This is a genomic window from Klebsiella sp. 1SOBk5mer, from assembly GCF_046603115.1.
Lineage (GTDB): Bacteria > Pseudomonadota > Gammaproteobacteria > Enterobacterales > Enterobacteriaceae > Klebsiella > Klebsiella quasipneumoniae.
This window is the reverse complement of record NZ_JBKIUU010000009.1, coordinates 147,711-172,379: the sequence shown is the minus strand read 5'-3', so window position 1 is coordinate 172,379 and position 24,669 is coordinate 147,711. Positions and strand designations below refer to the sequence as shown.

General features: G+C 61.5%; 18 protein-coding genes and 1 tRNA gene. 12 read left to right on the top strand and 7 right to left on the bottom strand.

Annotation, left to right across the window (positions count from 1 at the left end):
- Positions 1 to 182: 182 nt before the first annotated feature.
- Positions 183 to 267, bottom strand: a tRNA-Leu gene (locus tag ACLH1U_RS19770).
- Positions 268 to 858: 591 nt separating this feature from the next.
- On the opposite strand from ACLH1U_RS19770, the gene ACLH1U_RS19765 reads away from it, so the two are divergent.
- The 8 genes from ACLH1U_RS19765 (at position 859) to ACLH1U_RS19730 (ending at position 9,239) form a co-directional block, all read left to right on the top strand.
- The gene (locus ACLH1U_RS19765; RefSeq protein WP_117132984.1) at positions 859 to 1,533 is read left to right on the top strand and encodes a carbonic anhydrase; all 675 of its coding nucleotides are present in this window, start codon (positions 859 to 861) and stop codon (positions 1,531 to 1,533) included.
- Positions 1,530 to 2,999 (top strand): SulP family inorganic anion transporter, encoded by a 1,470-nt coding sequence (locus tag ACLH1U_RS19760; RefSeq protein ID WP_411299411.1) that lies wholly within the window; start codon positions 1,530 to 1,532, stop codon positions 2,997 to 2,999. Before ACLH1U_RS19765 ends, ACLH1U_RS19760 begins: the two co-directional genes overlap by 4 nt.
- A 111-nt stretch (positions 3,000 to 3,110) precedes the next feature.
- Entirely contained in the window at positions 3,111 to 4,130 is a 1,020-nt protein-coding gene (locus tag ACLH1U_RS19755) for an NADPH-dependent aldehyde reductase Ahr (RefSeq protein ID WP_032454679.1), read from the top strand.
- 130 nt (positions 4,131 to 4,260) lie between these two features.
- Complete coding sequence (locus tag ACLH1U_RS19750) at positions 4,261 to 5,145, top strand: carbohydrate ABC transporter permease (protein WP_004146807.1); 885 nt, start codon at positions 4,261 to 4,263, stop codon at positions 5,143 to 5,145.
- Complete coding sequence (locus tag ACLH1U_RS19745) at positions 5,135 to 6,022, top strand: carbohydrate ABC transporter permease (RefSeq protein WP_411299410.1); 888 nt, start codon at positions 5,135 to 5,137, stop codon at positions 6,020 to 6,022. Before ACLH1U_RS19750 ends, ACLH1U_RS19745 begins: the two co-directional genes overlap by 11 nt.
- A 10-nt stretch (positions 6,023 to 6,032) precedes the next feature.
- Positions 6,033 to 6,857, top strand: coding sequence for a phosphodiesterase (locus ACLH1U_RS19740; RefSeq protein ID WP_023291782.1), 825 nt, complete (start codon positions 6,033 to 6,035; stop codon positions 6,855 to 6,857).
- A 5-nt stretch (positions 6,858 to 6,862) separates the two neighbouring features.
- Complete coding sequence (locus ACLH1U_RS19735; protein WP_044525224.1) at positions 6,863 to 7,936, top strand: ABC transporter ATP-binding protein; 1,074 nt, start codon at positions 6,863 to 6,865, stop codon at positions 7,934 to 7,936.
- Positions 7,929 to 9,239, top strand: a complete 1,311-nt coding sequence (locus ACLH1U_RS19730) for an ABC transporter substrate-binding protein (protein WP_411299409.1) — start codon at positions 7,929 to 7,931, stop codon at positions 9,237 to 9,239. The genes ACLH1U_RS19735 and ACLH1U_RS19730 overlap by 8 nt, the downstream gene beginning before the upstream one ends.
- Positions 9,240 to 9,405: 166 nt before the next feature.
- Here ACLH1U_RS19730 and iolE read toward each other — a convergent pair whose 3' ends face one another.
- From iolE to iolD, 4 genes are read right to left on the bottom strand one after another with little or no spacing between them, the layout of a single operon-like run.
- Positions 9,406 to 10,305 carry a myo-inosose-2 dehydratase gene (gene iolE, locus ACLH1U_RS19725; protein WP_004192343.1) on the bottom strand — a complete coding sequence of 300 codons (900 nt, stop codon included), beginning with the start codon at positions 10,303 to 10,305 and terminating at the stop codon, positions 9,406 to 9,408.
- 23 nt (positions 10,306 to 10,328) lie between these two features.
- Positions 10,329 to 11,213: a sugar phosphate isomerase/epimerase family protein gene (locus ACLH1U_RS19720; RefSeq protein WP_004152193.1), complete on the bottom strand. Its 885-nt coding sequence runs from the start codon at positions 11,211 to 11,213 to the stop codon at positions 10,329 to 10,331.
- Between the two features lie 41 nt (positions 11,214 to 11,254).
- Entirely contained in the window at positions 11,255 to 12,268 is a 1,014-nt protein-coding gene (locus ACLH1U_RS19715; RefSeq protein WP_004152192.1) for a Gfo/Idh/MocA family protein, read from the bottom strand.
- 46 nt (positions 12,269 to 12,314) lie between these two features.
- Positions 12,315 to 14,255 (bottom strand): 3D-(3,5/4)-trihydroxycyclohexane-1,2-dione acylhydrolase (decyclizing), encoded by a 1,941-nt coding sequence (iolD, locus tag ACLH1U_RS19710; protein WP_023291779.1) that lies wholly within the window; start codon positions 14,253 to 14,255, stop codon positions 12,315 to 12,317.
- 505 nt (positions 14,256 to 14,760) lie between these two features.
- On the opposite strand from iolD, the gene ACLH1U_RS19705 reads away from it, so the two are divergent.
- Together ACLH1U_RS19705 and ACLH1U_RS19700 are read left to right on the top strand one after the other, a co-directional pair.
- Positions 14,761 to 16,674, top strand: a complete 1,914-nt coding sequence (locus ACLH1U_RS19705) for a bifunctional 5-dehydro-2-deoxygluconokinase/5-dehydro-2-deoxyphosphogluconate aldolase (RefSeq protein ID WP_023291778.1) — start codon at positions 14,761 to 14,763, stop codon at positions 16,672 to 16,674.
- Between the two features lie 151 nt (positions 16,675 to 16,825).
- On the top strand, positions 16,826 to 17,683 hold the full coding sequence (locus tag ACLH1U_RS19700) for a MurR/RpiR family transcriptional regulator (RefSeq protein ID WP_004206536.1): 858 nt from the start codon (positions 16,826 to 16,828) through the stop codon (positions 17,681 to 17,683).
- A gap of 1,847 nt (positions 17,684 to 19,530) precedes the next feature.
- Here the strand turns inward: ACLH1U_RS19700 and iolB are convergent.
- Positions 19,531 to 20,340, bottom strand: a complete 810-nt coding sequence (iolB, locus tag ACLH1U_RS19695) for a 5-deoxy-glucuronate isomerase (RefSeq protein ID WP_023291777.1) — start codon at positions 20,338 to 20,340, stop codon at positions 19,531 to 19,533.
- 18 nt (positions 20,341 to 20,358) lie between these two features.
- A complete protein-coding gene (locus ACLH1U_RS19690; RefSeq protein WP_023291776.1) occupies positions 20,359 to 21,864 on the bottom strand; it encodes a CoA-acylating methylmalonate-semialdehyde dehydrogenase in 1,506 nt (501 codons plus the stop codon).
- A 351-nt stretch (positions 21,865 to 22,215) separates the two neighbouring features.
- Here ACLH1U_RS19690 and ACLH1U_RS19685 point away from each other — a divergent pair, with 351 nt between their 5' ends.
- The gene (locus ACLH1U_RS19685) at positions 22,216 to 23,037 is read left to right on the top strand and encodes a TIM barrel protein (RefSeq protein ID WP_017900562.1); all 822 of its coding nucleotides are present in this window, start codon (positions 22,216 to 22,218) and stop codon (positions 23,035 to 23,037) included.
- A gap of 97 nt (positions 23,038 to 23,134) precedes the next feature.
- On the top strand, positions 23,135 to 24,637 hold the full coding sequence (locus ACLH1U_RS19680; protein WP_411299408.1) for a helicase HerA-like C-terminal domain-containing protein: 1,503 nt from the start codon (positions 23,135 to 23,137) through the stop codon (positions 24,635 to 24,637).
- Positions 24,638 to 24,669 lie beyond the last annotated feature (32 nt).

The window sequence follows — 24,669 nt, the reverse complement described above, 5'->3', positions numbered from 1 at the left end:
AGGGTTCTGCGTGGGTACAAACATTATCGAACCGGGATATACCCGCAGTTGTACCCACATCAGTAAGTTGATGTAGATTGAATCAGGTTGACTTAGGTTGAGTGAAAAAGCGAGGAAAGCCTTGCGAATGCTGGATTTCAGGCACAAAAAAAGACGTCCGTTGACGTCTATTGATGTTCCGATGGTGCCGAAGGCCGGACTCGAACCGGCACGTATTTCTACGGTTGATTTTGAATCAACTGCGTCTACCGATTTCGCCACTTCGGCACTGAAGGGGATGCGGAAACGTTCTGGATTATACCTGTCGGCGGCGGCCATGCAAGCGACAGCGTGTCGCCATTGCGCTAAGTGTTGAAAAAAACAGCGCTATCCTGCGCGGCGTCACCTTTTGCCGCCGTTCCATAGCGCGACGGCCACCAGCCCCCCTCCTCTCACAACCCCGCGACCCAACCCCACCTGCCAGCCATCATCCTTCTCCCCCAGCACTCCCAAACCCCACTCAAACTTATCTCAAATTTTTCTCACCACGCTCTCACCTGCATCCTCATCACAATCCCTCTCTCCCCAAACAAATCCCCACTATCCACTCCCCAACTATTCTCCCAACCCCTCCTACCATCATTCCCATATATTCCAGAAAGTTTTAGCCAATGCCTTTTTGTTATTCACTCGCTCCGCAGTCAAATATTAATTTCATCAATATTTTTATAACTTTACATTAATGAAAAGTTTTCTTTTTGCCGTTTATTCCAGGATTTTCCTCAGGCGTGAAGGGTTCCGGTAAACACTATTTTTACTAGTCGCTGTACGAGTCTTGATGGACATATTCACTCGATGAATTAACTCAGGAGAATACTTGTGACGACGTTAAAACCTTTGCTGGCCCGCAACCGCAGCTGGGCGCTGCAGAAGTGTCAGCATGACCCGGACTATTTCGAAAAATGGGTCGACGGGCAGCGGCCCCACTCGCTGTGGATCGGCTGCTCAGACAGCCGCGTTCCCGCCGAGGTGCTCACCGGCAGCCAGCCCGGCGAGCTCTTTGTCCACCGCAATATCGCCAACATGCTCGATCCCGCCGACGACAACGTCATGAGCGTCCTGCAGTATGCCCTCCACTACCTTGAGGTGGAGCGGGTGGTGCTCTGCGGCCACTACGGCTGCGGCGGCGTGCAGGCGGCGCTCTCTCTGCCCACCCTGCCGCTGGCGCAGGAATCCTCGGCGCTGGCTCGCCGCATCGGCCAGCTGCGCCACACCCTGCATCGCGAAATTGCGCAGATCGCCGATGGATGTTGTGTTGCAGCCTCCTCCGGCGCCAGCGCCAGCACCGACGCGGAGCACTCTCGCCATGCGCTGGACGCCCTGGTGGAAGCCAACGTTCGCGCCCAGTTCGCCCGTCTGCTGGAGAGTGAGCCGGTGCAGACGGTGCTCGCCAGCGGGCGGCCGCTCAGCCTGCACGGCTGCGTCTACGATCTGGCTTCCGGCCATTTAACCACCCTCGTCGAACACCTCTCACCGCAGGAGCACGCCCCATGAACACACTTCGTCAGGACTCTCTCGCCGGCATCGTCGTCTTCCTTGTCGCCCTGCCGCTGTGCCTTGGCATCGCCCAGGCCAGCGGCTTACCGCCCTTCGTCGGCCTGCTGACCGGCATCATCGGCGGCCTGGTCGTCACCGCCCTCAGCCCCTCCCGCTTCGCCGTCAGCGGCCCCGCCGCCGGACTGGTCACCATCGTCGTCGCCGCCATCGAATCCCTGGGTTCCTTCTCCGTCTTCCTGATGGCGCTGGTGCTGGCCGGCGTGCTGCAGCTGCTGTTCGGCATTCTGCGGGCTGGGCGTTTTATCTCGCTGGTTCCCGCCAGCGTCATCAAAGGCATGCTGGCGGCGATCGGCATCCTGCTGATTATGCAGCAGATCCCCGTCGCGCTCGGTACGGCGGAAGAGACCGGGCTTGCCGATGTGTTTCAGGGCAATGCCGCTTTCTCCGTCACTGCGATTGCCGTCGCCGCGGGCGGCCTGCTGGTGCTCTGGCTCTGGGGCTCGCCGCTTATCCGCCGGGTGAAGAGCCTGCGCTGGATCCCCGGGCCGCTGATCGCCGTCCTGCTCGGCTGCGTGACCACCCTGCTGCTGACCCATTTTGCGCCGCAGCAGCTGGCCGCTCTGCCGCGGATTACCCTGCCGGCGTTCGGCAGCCTCGGCGACCTGCTGGGCGAGCTGGAATCTCCGGCGTGGAGCGCGTGGCGCAATCCGTCGGTGTGGATGGTGGCGGTGACCCTGGCGCTGGTCGCCAGCCTCGAAACCCTGCTCAGCCAGGAGGCGCTGAAAAAGCTGCGCCCGCAAAATCCGCCCCCTTCGCCGAACCGCGAAATGGTCGCCCAGGGCGTCGGCAACCTGCTCTCCGGCGTGCTGGGGGCGATGCCGATCACCGCGGTGATCGTCCGCAGCTCGGTGAACGTCAGCAACGGCGCGCAGAGCAAACTGTCGATCTTTATCCACGGCGTGCTGCTGTTGATCTGCGGCCTGTGGTTCAGCGGCCTGCTGACCCTGATCCCGCTCGCCAGCCTCGCCGCCGTGCTGCTCTATACCGGCTATAAGCTGGCGACGCCGCGGCTGTTCATCGAGCAGTTCCGCCAGGGGGCGGCGCAGTACGTCCCCTTCCTCGCCACCATCAGCGGGATTATCGCCTTCGGCATGCTGGCGGGGATCGGGATTGGTCTTGCCACCCAGATAGCGTTCAGCCTCTGGCGCAGCCATCGCCACTCGCTGCAGCTGGCGCGCTACGATGACCACTACGTGCTGCGCATCCAGCAGAATCTGACCTTTATGCACAATCCGCATCTGCTGGCCCTGCTGGCGAAAATTCCGGAAAAGAGCGTGGTGATCGTCGAGCACGACAGCGTCGGCTACCTCGATCCGGACGTGCAGGCGGTGCTGGATGATTTTGCCGAGAGCGCCCCGCAGCGCGGCATCCGCCTTAATCAGTGGCCGCTGGCCAGCCGCTGACCTTAACGGGCGGCTGGTCCGCCCGCTTCGCTACCCCTCCGATTGCCAAGCGCCGGGGAATACCATGCTCTACACTTTCTGGGTTATCACGCCAACCCCAAGGAAACAAACATGAGCATCATTAAAAGCTACGCCGCCAAAGAAGCGGGCGCCGATCTGTCGCTGTGGGAATACGATGCCGGCGAGCTGCAGCCGGAAGATGTCGAAGTTGAGGTGGAATACTGCGGGATCTGCCATTCGGATCTGTCGATGATCGACAACGAATGGGGGATGTCGAGCTACCCGCTGGTGGCCGGTCACGAGGTGATTGGCCGGGTGGCGGCGCTGGGCAGCGCGGCGCAGGATAAAGGGCTGAAGATTGGCCAGAAGGTCGGCATCGGCTGGACGGCGCGCAGCTGCGGCCATTGCGATGCCTGCATCAGCGGCAACCAGATCAACTGTCTGGAAGGCTCGGTGCCGACCATTCTCAACCGCGGCGGCTTCGCCAATAAGCTGCGCGCCGACTGGCAGTGGGTGATCCCCCTGCCGGAGAGCATCGATCTGGCGTCCGCCGGCCCGATGCTGTGCGGCGGCATCACCGTCTTTAAACCGCTGCTGACCCACCACGTCACCGCCACCAGCCGCGTCGGGGTGATCGGCATCGGCGGCCTCGGCCATATCGCCATTAAGCTGCTGCGGGCGATGGGCGCGGAAGTGACCGCCTTCAGCTCCAACCCGGCCAAAGAGCAGGAAGTGCGGGCGATGGGCGCCGATCGCGTGGTCAACAGCCGCGATCCTGAAGCCTTAAAAGCGCTGGCCGGCCAGTTCGACCTGATTATCAACACTGTCGCCGTCGACCTCGACTGGCAGCCGTACTTTGAAGCGCTGGCGTACGGCGGCAACTTCCACACCGTCGGCGCGGTAATGAAGCCGTTCCCGGTGCCGGCCTTTACCCTTATCGGCGGCGACCGCAGCATCTCCGGCTCGGCGACCGGTAACCCGTCCGAACTGCGCACGCTGATGAAGTTCGCCGGGCGCAGCAAGGTGGCCCCGACCACCGAGCTGTTCCCGATGTCGCAGATTAACGAAGCGCTGAAACACGTTCGCGAAGGCAAAGCCCGCTACCGCGCGGTGCTGAAAGCCGACTTCTGATGGTTCTCTCCCGCCGGGCGGCCCGCTCGCCCGGCGTTTTTCCCGTCGCTTCATCAAACCGTCATCTCCCCGCCATGCCTCTGTAGTCATTGCTTCCCACAATCCGGGCTTCGATAAATGGCTGAACGAGATGCGCGTCACCATGAGAAAGACCTGGCTTCCCTGGCTGATCCTGTCGCCTTCCCTGCTGTTTTTACTGCTGTTTACCTGGTTCCCGCTGGGGCGTTCGGTGTATGACAGCCTGTTTGATACCCGCATGGCCAGCGACGGCGCGCAGTACGTCGGGCTGGATAATTTCGCCCGCCTGTTTGCCGATAACGTCTTCTGGCAGTCGCTGGGCAATAACCTGCTCTATATCCTGCTGACGGTGGTGCCCGGGGTGACCCTCGCCCTCCTGCTGGCGGTCGCCCTGAGCGAGAACCATCGCGTCAACCGCTGGCTGCGCACCGCCTTTTTCTTCCCGATGATTATCCCGATGGTCAGCGCCGCCGCGCTGTGGCTGTTTATCTTTATGCCCGGCCTCGGCCTGCTCGACCACTATCTGGCGAAGCTGTTCGGGCCGATGAACAACAACTGGCTGGGGCGCAGCAACAGCGCGCTGCTGGCCCTGGCGCTGATCGGCGTGTGGAAGTTCGCCGGCTACTACATGCTGTTTTTCCTCGCCGGGCTGCAGAGCATTCCGGCCTCGACGCGGGAAGCGGCGCTGATGGAAGGGGCTACCCGCACGCAGGTCTTTTTTAAGGTCACGCTACCGCTGCTGCGCCCGACGCTGAGCTTTGTGATCACCACCGCGCTGATCTACTCCATCACCCAGATCGACCACGTGGCGGTGATGACCCGCGGCGGGCCGGACAACGCCACCACCGTGCTGCTCTATTACATCCAGAATCTCGCCTGGGATACCCATGACCTCGGTAAAGCCTCCGCCGCCACCTTCCTGACCCTGGCCGGGCTGTTCGCCTTCTCGCTGATTAACCTGAAACTGCTGGAAAAAGGAGCCCACTATGAGCGCTGACATCTCTCCGCTGCTGGTCCGCACGCCCGCCGCCGCCCGTCCGCTGTGGCTGCGCCTGCGCCGCTCGTCGCCCTTTACGCTCACAGTATTAATGTGCTGCCTGGCGCTGCTATGGATCAGCCCGTTTATCTGGATGCTGGCCACCTCGTTCAGCGCCACCACCTTCGGGGAAGATATGGCCTCGGTGCTGCCGCGCCTGCCGCTGACCCTCGATAACTTCCGCGACGCCTGGAACAGCGCCGACTGGCTGAGCCTGTACGCCAACACCCTTATCTTCACCTTCGGCACCTTCTTCGTGCAGCTACTCACCATCACCACCGCCGGGTACGTCTTCGCCTGCCACGAGTTTCGCGGCAAGCAGACGCTGTTTCTCCTGTTCCTGGTGCAGCTGATGATCATGCCGGTAGTGATGATGGTGCCGAACATGCTGACCCTGAAAACCTTCGGCCTGCTCAACACCCTCACCGGGGTGATGATGCCCTACTTCACCTCGGCGTTCGGCGTGTTCCTGATGCGTCAGGCGTTCCTCGCCATTCCGAAAGAGCTGGAGGAGGCGGCGCTGATGGAGGGCTGCCGCTGGTGGCAGGTGCTGTTCCGCGTGCTGCTGCCGATGTCCTGGCCGTCGGTGCTGGCCTTCGCCACCGTCAGCATTACCTACCACTGGAACGAGTACCTGTGGCCGCTGATGATGCTCAACGATCCCGATAAGCAGGTGCTGACTGTCGGGCTGGTCTCCTTCGCCATGGGCGCCGAATCCGGCGGCCAGTGGGGCACCATCGGCGCCGGCACGCTGATGGTCTGTCTGCCGCTGATGCTGGCGTTCATCCTTTTTCAGAAACAGTTCCTGCGGAGCTTCGGCTTCTCCGGGATCAAATAAGGAGTGATTCATGCTGTTAGCGCACATTTCCGATACCCATTTCCGCAGCCGCGGCGAAAAGCTGTACGGCTTTATCGACGTCAATGCCGCCAACGCCGACGTGGTCTCCCAGCTTAACGCGCTGCGCGAGCGTCCGGACGCGGTGGTGGTGAGCGGGGATATCGTCAACTGCGGCCGCCCGGCGGAGTATCAGGTGGCCCGCCAGATCCTCGGCAGCCTGAACTATCCGCTGTATCTGATCCCCGGCAACCACGACGACAAAGCCCATTTTCTGGAGCATCTTCACCCGCTGTGCCCGCAGCTGGGCAACGATGCGCAAAATATGCGCTATGCGGTGGATGACTTCGCCACCCGCCTGCTGTTTATCGACTCCAGCCGCGCCGGCACCTCGAAGGGCTGGCTGACCGACGAGACCATCGGCTGGCTGGAAGCCCAGCTGTTCGAGGGCGGCGACAAACCGGCAACGGTGTTTATGCACCACCCGCCGCTGCCGCTGGGCAATGCGCAGATGGACCCGATCGCCTGCGAAAACGGCCACCGTTTGCTGGCGCTGGTGGAGCGTTTCCCGTCGCTGACGCGCATCTTCTGCGGCCACAACCACAGCCTGACCATGACCCAGTATCGCCAGGCGCTGATCTCCACTATCCCCGGCACCGTCCATCAGGTGCCGTACTGCCACGAAGACACCCGGCCCTATTACGACCTTTCTCCGGCCTCGTGTCTGATGCACCGCCAGGTCGGCGAGCAGTGGGTGAGCTACCAGCACTCGCTGGCCCACTACGCCGGGCCGTGGCTGTACGACGAAAACATCAGTTGCCCAACGGAAGAGCGCTAACCGCCATGCTCAGTCTGCAAAACATCAGTAAACGTTTCGACGGCAAGCCGGCGCTCAGCGCCCTGTCGCTGGATATTCACGAAGGCGAATTCGTGGTGCTGGTCGGCCCGTCGGGCTGCGGAAAAAGCACCCTGCTGCGCCTGCTCGCCGGCCTGGAGCCGGTCAGCGAAGGCCAAATCTGGCTGCATGATGAGAACATCACCGCCACCACGCCGCGCGAGCGCAACTTCGCGATGATCTTCCAGAACTATGCCCTGTTTCCGCATCTGTCGGTGCGCGACAACATCACCTTCGGCATGAAGGTGCGCAAGGAAGAGAAAAGCAGCTGGCAGCCGCGGGTGGACAACGTGGCGCAGATGCTGCAGCTGGAGGCGCTGCTCGACCGCAAACCGGCGAAGCTCTCCGGCGGCCAGCGCCAGCGGGTGGCGATGGCCCGGGCGATTGTGCGTAATCCGCGGCTGTTCCTGATGGACGAGCCGCTCTCCAACCTCGACGCCCGTCTGCGCAGCGAAGTGCGCGACAGCATTATGGCGCTCCATCAGCAGCTGAAAACCAGCACCATCTATGTGACCCACGACCAGACCGAGGCGATGTCGATGGCCGACCGCATCGTGGTGATGAACGGCGGCCACGTGCAGCAGGTCGGGCGCCCGGAGTATCTCTACGCCAACCCGGCCAACCTGTTCGTCGCCGGATTTATCGGTTCGCCGGCGATGAACCTGCTGTCGCTGCCCTGCGCCAACGGTGAAGTACTGTTGGGAGAACAGCGCCATCCGCTGCCGCCGCGCCACCGGGATCAGACCCGCGTCTGGCTGGGCGTTCGCCCGGAACATATTACCGACCGCGTGGAGGAGGGCCATCTGCGCCTGCCGGCCACCGTTCTGCAACGAGAACTGATGGGGGCCGACTACCTGCTCCACGTCAGCACCCCGATCGGCACCCTGCGCTTTAGCCGCCGCCACCGCGGCACGGTGCCGGAGAAAGGCGAGTCGCTACCGATCGGCTTCTCGCCTGCCGATGTGCATCTTTTTCATGCTGAGACCCAGCATAATTTACTGATGGAGTGTAATCATGTTTAAACCTCTTACGGTAGTCGCGGTTATCCTCAGCCTCGCCCTGAGCGGCGCGGCGCTGGCGAAAGAGAAAATAGACTTCATGTTCCCGGCGCCAGTGGACGGCAAGCTGACCATGGAGATGACCCGCGTCATTAAGCAATTCAACGACTCGCAGCAGGATGTGGAAGTGCGCGGCATCTTCACCGGCAACTACGACACCACCAAGATCAAAGCCGAATCGGCGCAGAAGGCCGGCCAGCCGCCAGCGCTGGTGATCATGTCCGCTAACTTCACCACCGATCTGGCGCTGAAGGATGAGATCCTGCCGATGGATGAGTTGTTTAAATATGGCGATCAACAGGCCGGCGATTTTCTGCAAAAAGAATTCTGGCCCGCGATGCATAAGAACGCCCAGGTGATGGGCACCACTTATGCGATCCCGTTCCATAACTCGACGCCGATCCTCTACTACAACAAGACGATGTTCGATCGGGCCGGGATCAAACAGCCGCCGCAAACCTGGGCCGAGCTGCTGGCCGATGCCAAAAAGCTGACCGACGAGAGCACCGGCCAGTGGGGGATCATGCTGCCGTCGACCAACGACGACTACGGCGGCTGGATCTTCTCGGCGCTGGTGCGCGCCAACGGCGGGAAATACTTTAACGAAGACTATCCGGGCGAAGTCTATTACAACTCGCCGACCGCCATCGGCGCCCTGCGCTTCTGGCAGGATCTGATCTACAAGGACAAGGTGATGCCGTCCGGGGTGCTGAACTCGAAGCAGATCAGCGCTGCGTTCTTCTCCGGCAAGCTCGGGATGGCGATGCTCAGCACCGGCGCGCTGGGCTTTATGCGCGAGAACAGCAAAGACTTTGAGCTTGGGGTGGCAATGCTGCCGGCCAAAGAGCAGCGCGCGGTGCCGATCGGCGGCGCCAGCCTGGTGAGCTTTAAAGGCATCAACGAGGCGCAGAAGAAAGCGGCGTATCAGTTCCTGACCTATCTGGTGAGCCCCGACGTGAACGGCGCGTGGAGCCGTTTTACCGGCTACTTCTCGCCGCGCAAGGCGTCATACGATACGCCGGAGATGAAGGCCTATCTGCAGCAGGATCCGCGGGCGGCGATCGCGCTTGAGCAGCTGAAGTACGCCCATCCGTGGTACTCCACCTGGGAGACCGTGGCGGTGCGTAAGGCGATGGAGAACCAGCTGGCGGCGGTGGTTAACGATGCCAAAGTGACGCCGGAAGCGGCGGTTCAGGCGGCGCAGAAGGAAGCCGACGCGCTGATGAAACCTTATGTGGATAAAACCGCGCTGGCGGAAGTGAAGTGACGCGTTACCCGTCATTGTCCCCCTCACCCCGGCCCTCTCCCTGAGGGAAAGGGAAATGTCCGGCGCCGGAGTTAAGATCCAGTCAGGCGGTTTGCAAGCGGGAACAGGGATTGAGAAAGGAAAAAAAGCAGGCCATACCCGGTATGGCCTGAAAATGTCACAACGATTAGATCCCTGCCGTTTCGCGGATATATTTGCGCGCTTTGACGGCGTATTCGAAAGGATTGGCCAGAGCAGGATCCTGCTCGGCTTCCACCACCATCCAGCCTTTATAGCCAAAGTCGTCCAGCAGCTTGAACACCGGACGGAAATCGATCACCCCGTCGCCCGGGACGGTGAAGGTGCCTTTTTTCACGCCGTCGAGGAACGACAGGCCGTCGCGGCGCACCTGATCGATCACCGGCGGGCGGACGTCCTTCAGGTGGACGTGGTTGATGCGCGGCAGATACTTTTTGAGGATCGCCAGCATCGGCGCTTCGCCGCCTTCGGAGTACCAGGCGTGGCCGGTGTCGAACAACAGGAAGACGCGCTCGTCCACCAGCGACATAAACTTGTCGATTTCCGCGGTGGTCTGAATGCCGGTGCCCATGTGGTGGTGCAGACAGACCTGCATCCCCTTCTCCGCCGCCAGGCGACCGAGGGTGTTGTAGCCTTCCGCCACCCGCTGCCACTCCTCTTCGCTGAAGCACGGCTTCGCATCGCCGAGGATCGGTTTATCCAGCCCCTGGATGCTGCCGCTCTGCTCGGAGCAGCCAATCACTTTCGCCCCCATCGCATGCAGGAAATTCATGTGATTGACGAATTCATCAATGGTTTTTTCCCGCTGGCCGTTAGCGAAAAAGGTGCTGAACCAGGCGTTGCAGATCTGAATGCCGCGGATGTCCAGCATCGGCTTGAGAACCGCCGGATCGCGCGGATATTTGCTGCCGACTTCGCTGCCGGTAAAGCCGGCCAGCGCCATTTCGCTGACGATCTGCTGGAAAGTATTTTCGCTGCCGAGCTCCGGCATATCATCGTTAGTCCAGCCGATCGGGGCGATAGCCAGTTTGACGTTATCTTTGTTCATAGTAGGGCTCCTGCCGCTGCGCCTTAGCGGCGCAGCAATTCACGTTCAATGAGTTCACGGGTTTCCACTGCCTGGTATTTCATTTTTTCCGGGTAGCCAAACAGCGAGGTGGCGACAATCGGCTCCCCGCCGACCTTGAAGGTCTGCTCGGCGAATTTCATTTCGCGCAGGGTGCGGAACAGCGCGTCAAAATCCACATCCCCTTCCCCGACGCCTACGTGCTGGTGCACCACGGCATCCACGCCCGGCGGGTTAACGATATAGCGGCAATGTTTCGTATGATTGCGGGTATCCGCAATCAGGACATGGGAGAGATCGCTCCCGGCATAGCGCAGCATGCTCGCCACGTCGCCGACGCCTTTGTCGTAGAAAAAGGTGTGCGGCACGCTGTAGACGTACTTCACGTTATCGCTGCGGAACGACTTCACGATATCGACGGTTTCATTGTTCTCTTCGCAGAAATCCCAGGGATGCGCCTGGATCTCCACGCGGATGCCTTCCCGCTCAAAAATCGGCAACAGCTCTTCCATCGAGCGATAGAACATTTCATCGCAGATCTCAGGCTGATTCGGATCGCCGGAGAACTCGGTGTTGATCACCTGAACGCCCATCTCCACCGCAATTTCCACCAGCCGTTTCCAGTTTTTCACCGCTGCCTGACGGCGCAGTTCGTCCGGGCCGGACCAGCGGTAGACGCAGATAAACGACGACAGCTCAAGGCCGGTATCGCGCAGCGCCTGCTTGTACTCGGCCATGATCTCCCGGCTGGCGCGCGGGTGCTTGTAGAACGGGTTAATCTGCGGGTGCGGCGACTGTTCAATGTACTTGTAGCCCCACTCCGCTACCTGATGGACCATGCGGGTGATCCCGAGGTCCTTAATCACATCCACATCAAAGGCAATTTTCATCGTCGTTACCTGTGCAAAGAAGTTCCGTCGGCAAAGCGTGCTTAACGTTTGTAGAATGCCGGGCACTCAGGCAGCGTCACCTCAACCGGCTCGCTGGTTCCCTGCGCTTTAATGCAGGCGTCCGCCGCTACCGACGCCGCATAGCCGTCCCAGGCCGACGGGCCGTGCAGCTGACCGGCTTTGACGTCGTTGATAAAGGCCTGCAGCTCGACGTCGTAGGCTTTGATAAAGCGGTCTTTCCAGTCGGTCAGAATAGCGGTCGACAGGCTGGCGGACTTGCGCATCTGGACGGCAGACGGCTCCGGCAGACGGGCAATCCCGGTCTCGCCGACCACTTCGCACTGGATGTCATACCCGTACTGGCAGTTCACGAACACCTCGACGTCGATCAGGGTGCCTTTTTTGGTTTCAAAGGAGACGATCTGCGGATCTTTCAGGCGCGCATGGGTGTGCGAGGTGGAGCGCGGGAAGCGCACCTGCACGGAACGGTAGTCATCGTTCAGCAGCCAGCGCAGCACGTCCAGCTCGTGGATCAGGGTGTTGGTGATCGCCATATCGGTGGTGTAGTTCTCGCCAACCGACTGGTTGCGGTGGGCGCAGCGCAGCATCAGCGGCGCGCCGATATCGCCATCGTCGATCACTTTTTTCAGCGCCAGATAGCCTTCGTCGTATGGGCGCATAAAGCCAACCTGCACCAGGCGACGGCCGGCCTTCATTTCAGCATCGACGATACGGCGGCAGCCTTCCGCAGACATCGCCAGCGGTTTTTCGCAGAACACCGGCTTACCGGCGGCGATGGCGGCCAGGGTGTACTCTTCGTGGGTCGGGTCCCAGGAGGTGACCAGGATGGCATCGACATCGCTGGCGTTAATCACGTCGTGGCCGTCGGCGTAGACTTCCGCCTGCACGCCCGGCAGCGCGACCGCCGCACGGGCGTTGTCGGCATTGATATCAGACACCGCCACAACGGTGGCGCCCTGCAGAACCTGGGTGCAGCGACGGATGTGTTCTTTACCGATAGCGCCAGCGCCGATGACACCTAATTTGAGCGACATAATGGTTTTCTCCGTAAGTCTGTAGGATTCAGGGTGGATGTTCGTTTTAGTAATCACGCGCCTGGGCGCGCTTTTCATTAATCATTTGCGCAACTTTGCGGATCCGCTCTGAGAGCGCCGTCTGGGCGACCCCGACGTTCCACCAGCTGCCGTATTTGTGCACCATGGTCTTCGGCAGCACTTTAATATCAATCAGGGTGCTGACCGTTTCGCGACGGGCGGCGTCCAGCGCGTGGCGCAGTTCGTCCAGGGTGGTGACGCGCCAAGTTTTGCAGCCGTAGCCGGCGGCGATGGTGGCGAAGTCCACCGGCACCAGACCGCCCTGCAGCTGGCCGGTTTCCGGCTGGCGGTAGCGGAACTCGGTGCCGAAGCTGTCCATCCCGTGCTCCATCTGCAGGTTGTTGATGCAGCCGTTGGCCATGTTGTCGAACAGCACGACGTTGATCTTCGCCCGCTCCTGCAGGGAGGTGACCAGCTCAGAGTGGAGCATCATGAACGAGCCATCGCCGACCAGGGAGTAGACTTCGCTCTGCGGCTGCGCCAGCTTCACCCCCAGCGCCGCGTTGACTTCGTATCCCATGCAGGAGTAGCCGTACTCCACGTGATAAGTGTTTTCCGCGCGGTTACGCCAGACGCGCTGCAGATCGCCGGGCAGGCTGCCCGCCGCCGCGACAATCACCGCCTCGGCCGGCAGCGTTTCATTCAGTACCCCGAGGACGCTGCTCTGGGTCAGGGTGGAGTCGGTGATCTGGCGGAACTCGCGATATACCGATTCGCGATCGAGATGATCGTCGATCTCCGGCACAAAGGATTTCTCCTGCCACACCGCCTGGTACACGCGCTGGGTCTCTTTTAACTGACGGCTCTGCACGCTCTCGATCTGCGCGCCCCAGCCGGCCTGCCAGCCGCTGTCCGCCAGCGCCGCGTCGAGGGCGGTCATCGCTTCCCGGGCGTCCGCCAGCATGGCAATGCCGTCCAGCTTCCAGGCGTCGAAGTTGCTGACGTTAATATTCAGGAAACGCACCTCCGGGTGCTGGAAAATCCATTTCGAGGCGGTGGTAAAATCGCTGAAACGGGTGCCGACGCCGATCACCAGGTCGGCCTCTTTCGCCAGCAGGTTCGCCGCCAGACAGCCCGTCTCGCCGACGCCGCCGACGTTCAGGGGGTGAGAAGAGACCACCGTCCCCTTCCCGGCCTGGGTTTCGGCAAAAGGCACTCCGTAGCGCTCGGCGAAACGGGACAGCGCTTCGCCCGCGCCGGAGTATTTCACCCCGCCGCCGCAGACGATCAGCGGTTTACGGCTGGCTTTGATGGCCGCCACGGCGTCCGCCAGCTGCGCGGCGCTGGCCGGACGGCGATCGAGACGGTGTACGCGACGCGCAAAGAAGGATTCCGGGTAGTCCCAGGCTTCGCCCTGCACATCCTGCGGCAGGCACAGCGTCACTGCGCCGGTTTCCGCCGGGTCGGTCAGGACGCGCATGGCGTTGATGCAGGCGCTCATCAGCTGTTCCGGGCGGGTAATGCGGTCCCAGTATTTGCTGACCGCGCGGAAGGCGTCATTGGTGCTGATGCTGAGATCGTAGCTCTGTTCAATCTGCTGGAGCACCGGGTCCGGCTGGCGGGTGGCGAAGACATCGCCCGGCAGCAGTAGCAGCGGAATGCGGTTGGCGCTGGCGGTGCCGGCGGCGGTGATCATGTTGGCCGCCCCCGGGCCGATGGAGGAGGTGCAGGCGATAATCTGCCGGCGCAGGGCCTGGCGGGCAAAGCCGGTGGCCGCGTGGGCCATCCCCTGCTCGTTGCGCCCCTGATAGACGCGCATGTCGCCGCTATCCTGCTCCAGCGCCTGCCCCAGCCCCAGGACGTTGCCATGGCCGAAAATCGCAAAAATGCCTTTCACGAACTTCAGCTCTTCGCCATCCACTTCCAGGTACTGGTTATCGAGGAACTTCACCAGCGCCTGCGCCGTTGTCAGTCTCAGTTTGCCCATGTTGCACAATCCTTATTGTTCAGTATTTGTGTGTGGCGTCGCGCCGATGCCGCCGGGGCCGTCGTTCACGTCACTGGAATACCTGTGGATTATAGGCAAACATTTTTTTCATTAAATACAAATACAGAAGAAATATTTCATTTTGCGAGAAGGATCAAACTCTCTACCCATTTCATACGTTTCACTTACATTCCTGACACGTTTTCGGGCCCTTTTTGGCGGCGCCAGACGGCAATATCCCCTTAAAAATCATAGGTAAATGGCTATCGTTTGGCGTTTCATTTTTCTCCGGGTCGACAGAGGGGGCGATCCGCGCTAACGCGAGGCTCAGTGCGGCAGAGTGGTAGATCCCTCACACTTTTGGTTTTTTAATTTCGAACGAGTTTGCAAATGAAATATTTATTTCTCAAACTAAGGGTAACCAATAACCCTCAGGCTGTTCACGGAGTCGACGTCGGGATCCCGACCCTTCCAGGCAGCAGACACCAAAAAGGAAATCCTAGCTATGAATGCAGCAGTAAAGCGGCTCGACGTCATCTGTATAGGTCGGGTGGCCGTCGACCTCTATGCCCAGCAGATCGGTTCGCGGCTAGAAGACGTTGCCAGTTTCTCGAAATATCTGGGCGGCTCCTCCGGCAACGTGGCCTTTGGCACCGCGATTCAGGGGCTGAAATCGGCCATGCTGGCGCGCGTTGGCGATGAACACAACGGCCGTTTCCTGCGTGAAACGCTCAACCGCGCCGGGGTGGATACCGAGTACCTGATTACCGACAAATCCCGCCTGACCGCGCTGGTGATGCTGGGGATCAAGGATCAGGAGACCTTCCCTCTGATTTTCTACCGCGATAACTGCGCCGATATGGCCTTAACGCCTGACGACATCAGCGAGGAGTATATTGCCTCCTCCCGGGCGCTGGCGGTGACCGGCACCCACCTGTCGCACGCCAACACCCGCGCCGCGGTGCTGAAGGCGCTGGAGTACGCTCGCCGTCACGGCCTGCGTACCGCGCTGGATATCGATTACCGTCCGGTGCTGTGGGGGCTCACCTCGCTCGGCGATGGCGAAACCCGTTTCATTGAGTCCGGGCCGGTCACCAGCCAGCTGCAGGAAGTGCTACATCTGTTCGATTTGGTGGTGGGGACCGAAGAAGAGTTTCATATTGCCGGAGGCAGCACCGATACCCTGACCGCGTTGAAAAATGTGCGCCATGCCACCAAAGCCACCCTCGTCTGCAAGCGCGGGCCGATGGGCTGCGTGGTGCTGGAAGGCGACATCCCGGACAGCTGGGACCAGGTGCCGCTGCAGCAGGGCGTGCGCGTGGAGGTGCTTAACGTGCTGGGCGCCGGGGATGCCTTTATGTCGGGCCTGCTGCGCGGCTGGCTTAACGACGAGGGCTGGGAGCAGGCTTGCCGTTACGCCAACGCCTGCGGGGCGCTGGTGGTCTCCCGCCACGGCTGCGCGCCGGCGATGCCGACCAAAGTCGAACTCGATGACTACCTGCAGCGCGCCGAATCGGTGCCGCGCCCGGACGTCGACGAGCGCCTCAACCATCTGCACCGGGTGACCAGCCGCCGCCAGCAGTGGCCGGAGCTGTGCATTTTCGCCTTCGACCATCGCAAACAGCTGGCCGACCTGGCGCGGGAGACCGGGCGCGATGAAGCCTGCATTCCGCAGCTCAAGCTGCTGTTGTTGGCCGCGGCCGAAGCGGCGGCGCAGGAGGCGGGTCTTGACCAGCGCAGCGGCATTCTGGCCGACGGCACCTACGGCCAGCGTGCGCTGAACGCCATTACCGGCAAGGGCTGGTGGATCGGTCGCCCTATCGAACTGCCCAGCTCGCGCCCGCTGCGTCTGGAGCATGGCAACATCGGCTCGCAGCTGATCGACTGGCCGCTGGAGCATGTCGTCAAATGTCTGGTCTTCTATCACCCGGACGACCCGGCGGCGCTGCGTGAAGAGCAGGACGCTCTGCTGCTCGAGGTGTGGCAGGCCTGTAACAAATCAGGCCACGAGCTGCTGCTGGAGGTGATCCTCCCGGAAAATGGCCCGGACAAAGACGAGCGCCATTACCACACCATGCTGGAGCACTTCTATCAGCTGGGGATCAAGCCGGACTGGTGGAAGCTGCCGCCGCTCTCCAGCGCCAGCTGGCAGCAGATCACCGCCCTTATCGAGCGCGAAGATCCGTGGAGCCGCGGGATCCTGATCCTCGGTCTCGATGCGCCTTCCGATAAACTGCGCGCCGGTTTCGCCGAAGCGGCCGCACACCCGATGATCAAAGGTTTCGCCGTCGGGCGCACCATCTTTGGCCAGCCGTCGCGGCGCTGGATGCAGGGCGAGCTCAGCGATGAGGCGCTGATAGAGGAAGTGAAACGCAACTACCTGACGCTTATTGGCTACTGGCGCGAAGCCCGCCGCTGATCCCCCAACGCCCGTCTCCGTCACCTTGCGGAGCGGGCGTTTTTCTGTTTCTTCGTGAAATGAATCGCGTATTTCGTCGCAATAAATGAAAAATTCGCTTCATTTGGTACACTGGAAGCCATATTCCTTCCATTTTCTCAGAGCGCACTCTATGGCCAATAACCCAACACAGCTGACCATCCTGCAGGATGAAATCAGGCGTCGCTACGATACGTTAAGCAAACGTCTGAAACAGGTCGCCCGCTATATCCTTGATAACAGCAATAGCGTGGCTTTCGATACCGTGGCCTCCATTGCGCAACAGGCGGACGTTCCCCCTTCCACGTTGATTCGTTTTGCCAACGCCTTCGGCTTCAGCGGCTTTAACGAAATGAAACAGATGTTCAAGCAGCATTTGATGGAAGAGACCGCCAACTATACCGAGCGCGCCCGTCTGTTCCGCCAGACCACCAGCGATGAGTCCAGCCCGCCGGAAACGCCGACGGAAATCCTCAATATGTTCACAATGGTGAACAACCAGGCGCTGCAGCAGCTGGCGATGCAGACCTCCAGCGATGAGCTGGAGCGCGCAGTGGCCCTGTTGGGCGAGGCGGAAAATATCTACGTCATTGGCCTGCGCCGGTCGTTCAGCGTCGCCTCCTATCTGACCTATGCGCTACGCCACCTCGATCGCAAAGCCTTTCTGATCGACGGCCTCGGCGGCATGTTCACCGAACAGCTGAGTCTGGTCGGCCCGAAAGACGTGGTGGTGGCGGTGAGCTTCTCGCCGTACGCCCGGGAAGTGGTCGAGCTGGTGGAGCTGGGCGCGCAGCGCAAAGCGCGGCAGATCGCCATTACCGACAGCCAGGTCAGCCCGCTGGCGGCCTTCAGCGATGTCTGCTTTGTGGTGCGGGAAGCGCAGGTGGATGGCTTCCGTTCGCAGGTTGCTTCCCTGTGCCTGGCCCAGACGCTGGCGGTTTCGCTGGCGCTGAACAGCAGTCAGGAGTCCGAGGCCAAGCAGAAGGCGTGAGATAGGCCGCCTGGCGTCGGTTGCGCGGCGGCGCGGGATAAGCCTGCGGGGGGACCCCGTAGGCCGGATAAGCGTAGTCGTTGTAGGCCGGATAAACGTAGTCGTTGTAGGCCGGATAAGCGTAGTCGTTGTAGGCCGGATAAGCGTAGTCGTTGTAGGCCGGATAAGCGTAGTCGTTGTAGGCCGGATAAGCGTAGTCGTTGTAGGCCGGATAAGGCGAAGCCGCCATCCGGCACAAAGGAGGTTGCGTGCCAGCGCTCATCGCCCGGCGGCGCTGCGCTTGCCGGGCCTGGGGTATATGCGCCTGCGGGTCGCCGTAGACACTGTTTTCGGTTTGCAACTTTTCCGGCCAGACAACGCGTTTATCACGTGTAACTTCAGTGAAATTTGCGCTCCCGGTTAATCGTCTGCGTTATGCCTGGCATGGCGCAGGGAGCGCACAGGGGGCGGCCAGTCGCCGCCGCCCCCTGTACCCCCGGGCTCCGGCCAGCAAAATCGCCACTGCGTGGTCCCTTCGACTTATCCCTGCAGGCTTCGGGTCGGGCCGAGGCAGCGTCCATGCAAAACACGGCCCTCAGCCCGCATCCATGCGGGCTGCCCCGGCCTTCCGGGAACGTCTCAGCGATTTTGAGGCCGTCAGCACCGGCAGTTTCAGTCGCACAAGTGGGTAAATCAAGGACAGGTCGCACGAACCCTGTAGGCCGGGTAAGGCGCAGCCGCCACCCGGCATAAAAGCGGCTCCGTACCCGCTGTCATCGCCCGGTGGCGCTGCGCTTACCGGGCATACGAGGTATGAGCCTGTGAGAGGACCCCGTAGGCCGGATAAGCGTAGCGCCATCCGGCACAAGACGGGTATGGCGCCAGAGGTGTCCTGCCCGGCGGCGCTGCGCTTGCCGGGCGTGTGATATATGCGCCTGCGGGTCGCCGTAGACACTGTTTTCGGTTTGCAACTTCCCCGGCCAGACAACGCGTTTATCACGTGTAACTTCAGTGAAATTTGCGCTCCCGGTTAATCGTCTGCGTTATGCCTGGCATGGCGCAGGGAGCGCACAGGGGGCGGCCAGTCGCCGCCGCCCCCTGTACCCCCGGGCTCCGGCCAGCAAAATCGCCGCTACGCGGTACCTTCGACTTATCCCTGCAGGCTTCGGGTCGGGCCGAGGCAGCGTCCGTGCAAAACACGGCCCTCAGCCCGCATCCATGCGGGCTGCCCCGGCCTTCCGGGAACGTCTCAGCGATTTTGAGGCCGTCAGCACCGGCAGTTTCAGCAACAATGGTGAATAAATTAACGACAGGTCGTACGAACGTAGGCCGGGTAAGGCGCCAGCCGCCACCCGGCAACATGACGGGTATCGAGCCTGATATCTTGCCCGGTGGCGCTGCGCTTACCGGGCCTACGAGGTATGAGCCTGTGAGAGGACCCCGTAGGCCGGATAAGCGTAGCGCCATCCTGCATAAAAACGGCGACGGTGTTTGCGGTGTCCTGCCCGGCGGCGCTGCGCTTGCCGGGCCTACGAGGTATGAGCCTGTGAGAGGACCCCGTAGGCCGAATAAGCGTGGCGCCATCCTGCATAAATACAGCGACGGTGTTTGCGATGTCCTGCCCGGCGGCGCTGCGCTTGCCGGGCCTGGGAGGTATGAGCCTGTGAGAGGACCCCGTAGGCCGGATAAGCGTAGCGCCATCCGGCACAGCCACGGGTACGGTGCCTGACTGCCCGGCGACGCTGCGCTTGCCGGGCCTGGGAGTGGGATTCCGCGGAGCCTTTCGCTAAAAAACACTCGCAGCGCATAGACAAGAAGGCCGGTTAGCATCGCTAACCGGCCTTTTTTATCGGCGTCTGCGCGTCACGTTAGTCGTGGCGCGGATATTCCGGGGTGTTGATCCAGGCGTGGTCCTCTTCCCAGGTGAACAGCCATTTCCGATCCGGCCCGGCCATGACGTTCAGATAGTAGCTGTCGTAACCGGCAATCGCCGCCACCGGATGGTAACCGCGCGGCACCATCACCACATCGTGGTTATAGGGCGCCATGCAGGCGTCCAGGCTGCGGTCGTCGGTGTAGACCCGCTGGAAGGCAAAGCCCTGCGGCGGATCGAAGCGGTGATAGTAGGTCTCTTCCAGCTGCGTCTCTTTGCCCGGCTGGGCGGTATCGTGCTTATGCGACGGCCACGAGCTGGTAGCCCCTTCGTCGGTGTAGACCTCGACCACCAGCAGGCAATCCGCCTCGGCGCTGTCCGGCAGAATATTATGCACCCGGCGCTGGTTGCGCCCTTTCCCGCGGTGCTCCACGCCGACGTCTTCCGGCCGAATCAGGCGTGCCGGGAAGCTGCCTTTGCCCGGCGCGCTGCACACCGCCAGCTCCAGATCGGAATCGGCGGTCACCTCGACCCGATCCTGCGGCGGCACGTATACCGACCACGGCGGGGTACGTTCAAACGGCGACATCCGTTTACCGAGATTCGGGAAATCGGCCTGCTGCGTTTTCACCGACGCCAGGCCAGCGACCAGCACCAGGCACAGCTCGCGATCGCCGCTCTCCAGCGTCACAGTCTGCCCTTTTTTCAACATCCAGACATCGAAGCCGATATAGCGCCAACCGGCGCTTTGCGGCGTAATGTGCTGGATCTGTCCCTCTTTTCGCGATTTAGCCAGTAACGACATGGCGCTCTCCTTCGCCGATTAACCTAACGTCGGCATGCTGAATTCAGATACGGTCTGCTGCCCTGCCGGCCAGCGTACGGTGGCGGTCTTCATGCGCGTGTAGAAGCGCACGCCGTCCGGCCCGTGGACGTTCAGCGCGCCAAACACTGAGCGCTTCCAGCCGCCGAAGCTGTGGAACGCCATCGGCACCGGGACCGGCACGTTCACCCCGACCATCCCCGCCTGCACGTCGTGGACGAATTCACGCGCGGTGTGGCCGTTGCTGGTGAAGACGGCGCTGCCGTTGCCAAACTCGTGGCTGTTGACCAGTTCGAGGGCGCTGTCATAGTCCGCCGCGCGCACAATCCCCAGCACCGGGCCAAAGATCTCTTCGCGCCAGATGGTCATCTCCGGGGTAACGTGATCGAACAGGGTGCCGCCGATATAATAGCCCGCGTCGTAGCCCGGCACGCGCAGTTTGCGGCCATCGACCACCAGTTTTGCCCCTTCGCTTTCGCCTTTATCAATATAGCCGAGCACTTTTTTCTGGTGAGTATCAGACACCACCGGCCCCATCTCGTTCTCTTCCTGGCCGCGCATGCAGCCCGGGCCCACTTTCAGCGCTTCCACCAGCGGCTTCAGGCGAGCGATCAGTTTGTCGGCGGTTTCATCTCCCACCGCCACCACCACCGGCAGCGCCATGCAGCGCTCGCCTGCGGAACCGAAGGCGCCGCCCATAATGGCGTTAACGGTGGCGTCGAGATCGGCATCCGGCATCACTATCGCGTGGTTTTTGGCGGCGCCGAAGGCCTGCACGCGCTTGCCGTGGGCGCTGGCGGTCTTATAGATATACTCCGCCACGCCGGAAGAGCCGACGAAGCTCACCGCCGCAATGCGCGGGTCAGTGTACAGCTGCTCGGCATCTTCATTGCTGCAGTGCACGACGTTAAACACGCCGTCCGGCAGACCGGCCTCTTTCAGCAGCTCTGCCAGACGCACGGCGGCCGTCGGCGCCAGCGCCGGCGGCTTGAGGACGAAGCTGTTGCCGCAGGCCAGCGCCAGCGGGAACATCCACATCGGCACCATCGCCGGGAAGTTGAACGGGGTGATCCCGGCCACCACGCCCAGCGGCTGCATCAACGAGTAGCTGTCGACGCCGGTGCCGACGTCAGAGGAGTATTCGCCTTTAATCAGGTGCGGGATCCCGCAGGCGAATTCGACCACTTCCATGCCGCGGGTCAGCTCGCCCAGCGCATCCGACCACACTTTGCCGTGCTCGCTGACGATGATCCCCGCCAGCTCTTCCACGTGCTGCTCCAGCAACATTTTAAAGTTGAACAGCACGCGGGCGCGGCGCAGCGGCGTGGTGCGAGACCAGCTGTCAAACGCATCGCGAGCAACCTGAATCGCCTCAGAGACTTCCTGCGCGGTCGATACCGTGACTTCGCGCACCGCTTTGCCCGTCGCCGGATCGTACACCGGCATCGTTTCGTTGCTGCTGCTGATAACGGTTTTCCCGCCAATAAAGTTTCCTGTGATCGTCATGTTCTCGCCTCATAGTGAAGAGGGCCAGCGCACGCCGGCCCGTCGCTGATTCTGCTGTGCTATAACCGTAGTAAAATGAAATTTATATTTCAACATTGTTGTGAAATGAAATTTCATTTTGGTGATAACAGTCGCATTTTGCGCTCACGCATCGCTTACGCGCTTCCCCCATCGAGCCGCGCCGCCTCGCGATACCTGGCTCCCGGTCCCAATCGCTCCCGCCGCGGCAGCCGGGAATATTTTGCGAGGCAGCTCAAACAATCATCATTTTCATTCTTGCTTATTTTGGAATAAACGTTTTGACTGTTAGCCAATTGAACGAACCCAACCCTCTTCCGTCAGGAGTGTCCTATGGCCATCGCAATGCAACGTTTTTGTATTAACCGCAAAATCGCGCCAGCGCTCAGCATTGAAGCGTTTTTCCGTCTGGTGAACCGTCTGGGCCTGAATAAAGTCGAGCTGCGCAACGATTTACCCAGCGGGAAAGTGACCGACGATCTGAGCCATCAGCAGGTGCGCGAGCTGGCGGCGCGTTACCACATCGAGATCCTGACGATTAACGCGGTCTATCCCTTTAACCGCCGTAGCGAAGAGGTGCGGCAGCTGACCGAGTCGCTGCTGAAAGAGGCCCAGGCCATCGGCGCCAAATCGCTGGTGCTCTGCCCGCTCAACGACGGCAGCGAGGTGCCGGCCAGCGACACCTTAGGCGCCCTGCGCGACCTGGCGCCGCTGTTCGCCTTCTACGGCATCCACGGCCTGGTGGAGCCGCTGGGCTTCCCGCAAAGCTCGCTGCGATCTGCGCACCAAGCGCAGACGCTGATCCATGACGCCCGCGTGCCGTTTAAGCTGCTGATCGACACCTTCCATCACCATCTCTACCCGCAGGCGGCGGACGAGTTCAGCCAGGTGGAGGTGGCGGATATCGGTCTGGTGCACCTCTCCGGGGTGGACGATACCCGTCCGCGCGAGCAGCTCACCGATGCCGAGCGCATCATGCTGACGCCGCAGGATCGCCTCGGCACCTGCGAGCAGGTTAAAGCGCTGGAAGCCCGCGGCTATCAGGGGGTATACGCTTTTGAACCCTTCGCTCCCGAGCTGGCGCAGTGGAGCGAAGCGGATATCGAGCGCGAAATTGAGCAGAGCATTGCGCTTATCCAACGCCACTGCGCCTGAGGCCTCTCGCGACAGCGTGCGCGGCGCGTGACGATTTCCCCAACGCCGGACGACGAGGTTGCCTATAATCGTCGCAGGATAAATGGAGGAATCGATCATGAGCTCACCCCTGTTGATTGCGCGCACGCTGGATAACGCGCTCTATTTGTTGCCCGCGATGGCCAACCGCCATGGGCTGATCACCGGTGCGACCGGCACCGGTAAAACCGTCACCCTGCAAAAGCTGGCTGAGTCGTTCTCGGAAATTGGCGTGCCGGTATTTATGGCGGACGTCAAGGGCGACCTGACCGGCATTGCCGCCGCGGGGCAGAGCTCAGAGAAACTGCAGGCGCGGCTGGAGAAGATCGGCGTCAGCGACTGGGAGCCGCACGCCAACCCGGTGGTACTCTGGGATATCTTTGGCGAGAAGGGCCACCCGGTTCGGGCGACGGTCTCCGATCTTGGCCCCCTGCTGCTGGCGCGCCTGCTCAATCTCAATGAGGTGCAGAGCGGCGTGCTGAACATTATTTTCCGCATCGCGGACGACCGCGGTCTGCTGCTGCTCGACTTCAAAGACCTCCGCGCCATCACCCAGTTTATCGGCGACAACGCCAAATCTTTCCAGAACCAGTATGGCAATATCAGCAGCGCCTCGGTCGGCGCCATCCAGCGCGGACTGTTGACCCTGGAGCAACAGGGCGCCGGGCACTTCTTCGGCGAGCCGATGCTGGATATTGCCGACTGGATGCGCGTCGATGCCAGCGGCAAAGGGATAATCAATATCCTCAGCGCCGAAAAGCTCTACCAGATGCCGAAGCTCTACGCCGCCAGCCTGCTGTGGATGCTCTCCGAGCTGTACGAGCGTCTGCCGGAGGCGGGCGATCTCGACAAGCCCAAACTGGTGTTCTTCTTCGATGAGGCGCATCTGCTGTTCAACGACGCGCCGCAGGTGCTGCTGGATAAAATCGAACAGGTGATCCGTCTTATTCGCTCCAAGGGCGTCGGCGTCTATTTTGTCTCGCAGAACCCGGCGGATATACCCGACGCCGTGCTCGGCCAGCTGGGCAACCGCGTACAGCACGCGCTGCGCGCCTTTACGCCGAAGGATCAGAAAGCGGTGAAAACCGCCGCCCAGACCATGCGCGCCAACCCGGCCTTCAGTACCGAGCAGGCGATCCAGGAGCTGGGCACCGGCGAGGCGCTGATCTCCTTCCTCGATGAGAAAGGCAGCCCCTCGGTGGTCGAGCGGGCGATGGTTATCGCCCCCTGCTCGCGAATGGGGCCGGTCAGCGATGATGAGCGCAATGGCCTGCTGAATCACTCTCCGCTGTACGGCAAGTATGAAGAAGAGGTGGACCGCGAGTCGGCCTTCGAAATGCTGCAGCAAGGGGTGCAGGTCACTACCGAGCAGCAGTCGGCTCCGTCGGCGAAGGGTCAGCAGAGCGGGGAAGACGATGGGCTGCTCGGCGGCCTGAAAGATATCCTATTCGGCAGCACCGGCCCGCGCGGCGGCAAACGCGACGGTATCGTGCAGACCGCGGCGAAAAGCGCGGTTCGCCAGGTCACCAATCAGATCGTCCGCGGCATGCTGGGCAGTCTGCTGGGCGGCCGCAAGCGCTAAAAAAAAGCCCCCTCATCGTTGAGGGGGCTTAC

Excerpts from the sequence above, each read along its gene's own strand:
- iolB (WP_023291777.1), bottom strand. The coding sequence starts at position 20,340 with ATGTCGTTACTGGCTAAATCGCGAAAAGAGGGACAGATCCAGCACATT.
- ACLH1U_RS19745 (WP_411299410.1), top strand. The coding sequence starts at position 5,135 with ATGAGCGCTGACATCTCTCCGCTGCTGGTCCGCACGCCCGCCGCCGCC.
- ACLH1U_RS19760 (WP_411299411.1), top strand. The coding sequence starts at position 1,530 with ATGAACACACTTCGTCAGGACTCTCTCGCCGGCATCGTCGTCTTCCTT.
- ACLH1U_RS19740 (WP_023291782.1), top strand. The coding sequence starts at position 6,033 with ATGCTGTTAGCGCACATTTCCGATACCCATTTCCGCAGCCGCGGCGAA.
- ACLH1U_RS19750 (WP_004146807.1), top strand. The coding sequence starts at position 4,261 with ATGCGCGTCACCATGAGAAAGACCTGGCTTCCCTGGCTGATCCTGTCG.
- ACLH1U_RS19705 (WP_023291778.1), top strand. The coding sequence starts at position 14,761 with ATGAATGCAGCAGTAAAGCGGCTCGACGTCATCTGTATAGGTCGGGTG.
- iolD (WP_023291779.1), bottom strand. The coding sequence starts at position 14,255 with ATGGGCAAACTGAGACTGACAACGGCGCAGGCGCTGGTGAAGTTCCTC.
- ACLH1U_RS19685 (WP_017900562.1), top strand. The coding sequence starts at position 22,216 with ATGGCCATCGCAATGCAACGTTTTTGTATTAACCGCAAAATCGCGCCA.
- ACLH1U_RS19700 (WP_004206536.1), top strand. The coding sequence starts at position 16,826 with ATGGCCAATAACCCAACACAGCTGACCATCCTGCAGGATGAAATCAGG.
- iolE (WP_004192343.1), bottom strand. The coding sequence starts at position 10,305 with ATGAACAAAGATAACGTCAAACTGGCTATCGCCCCGATCGGCTGGACT.
- ACLH1U_RS19690 (WP_023291776.1), bottom strand. The coding sequence starts at position 21,864 with ATGACGATCACAGGAAACTTTATTGGCGGGAAAACCGTTATCAGCAGC.
- ACLH1U_RS19680 (WP_411299408.1), top strand. The coding sequence starts at position 23,135 with ATGAGCTCACCCCTGTTGATTGCGCGCACGCTGGATAACGCGCTCTAT.
- ACLH1U_RS19735 (WP_044525224.1), top strand. The coding sequence starts at position 6,863 with ATGCTCAGTCTGCAAAACATCAGTAAACGTTTCGACGGCAAGCCGGCG.
- ACLH1U_RS19730 (WP_411299409.1), top strand. The coding sequence starts at position 7,929 with ATGTTTAAACCTCTTACGGTAGTCGCGGTTATCCTCAGCCTCGCCCTG.
- ACLH1U_RS19715 (WP_004152192.1), bottom strand. The coding sequence starts at position 12,268 with ATGTCGCTCAAATTAGGTGTCATCGGCGCTGGCGCTATCGGTAAAGAA.
- ACLH1U_RS19720 (WP_004152193.1), bottom strand. The coding sequence starts at position 11,213 with ATGAAAATTGCCTTTGATGTGGATGTGATTAAGGACCTCGGGATCACC.
- ACLH1U_RS19755 (WP_032454679.1), top strand. The coding sequence starts at position 3,111 with ATGAGCATCATTAAAAGCTACGCCGCCAAAGAAGCGGGCGCCGATCTG.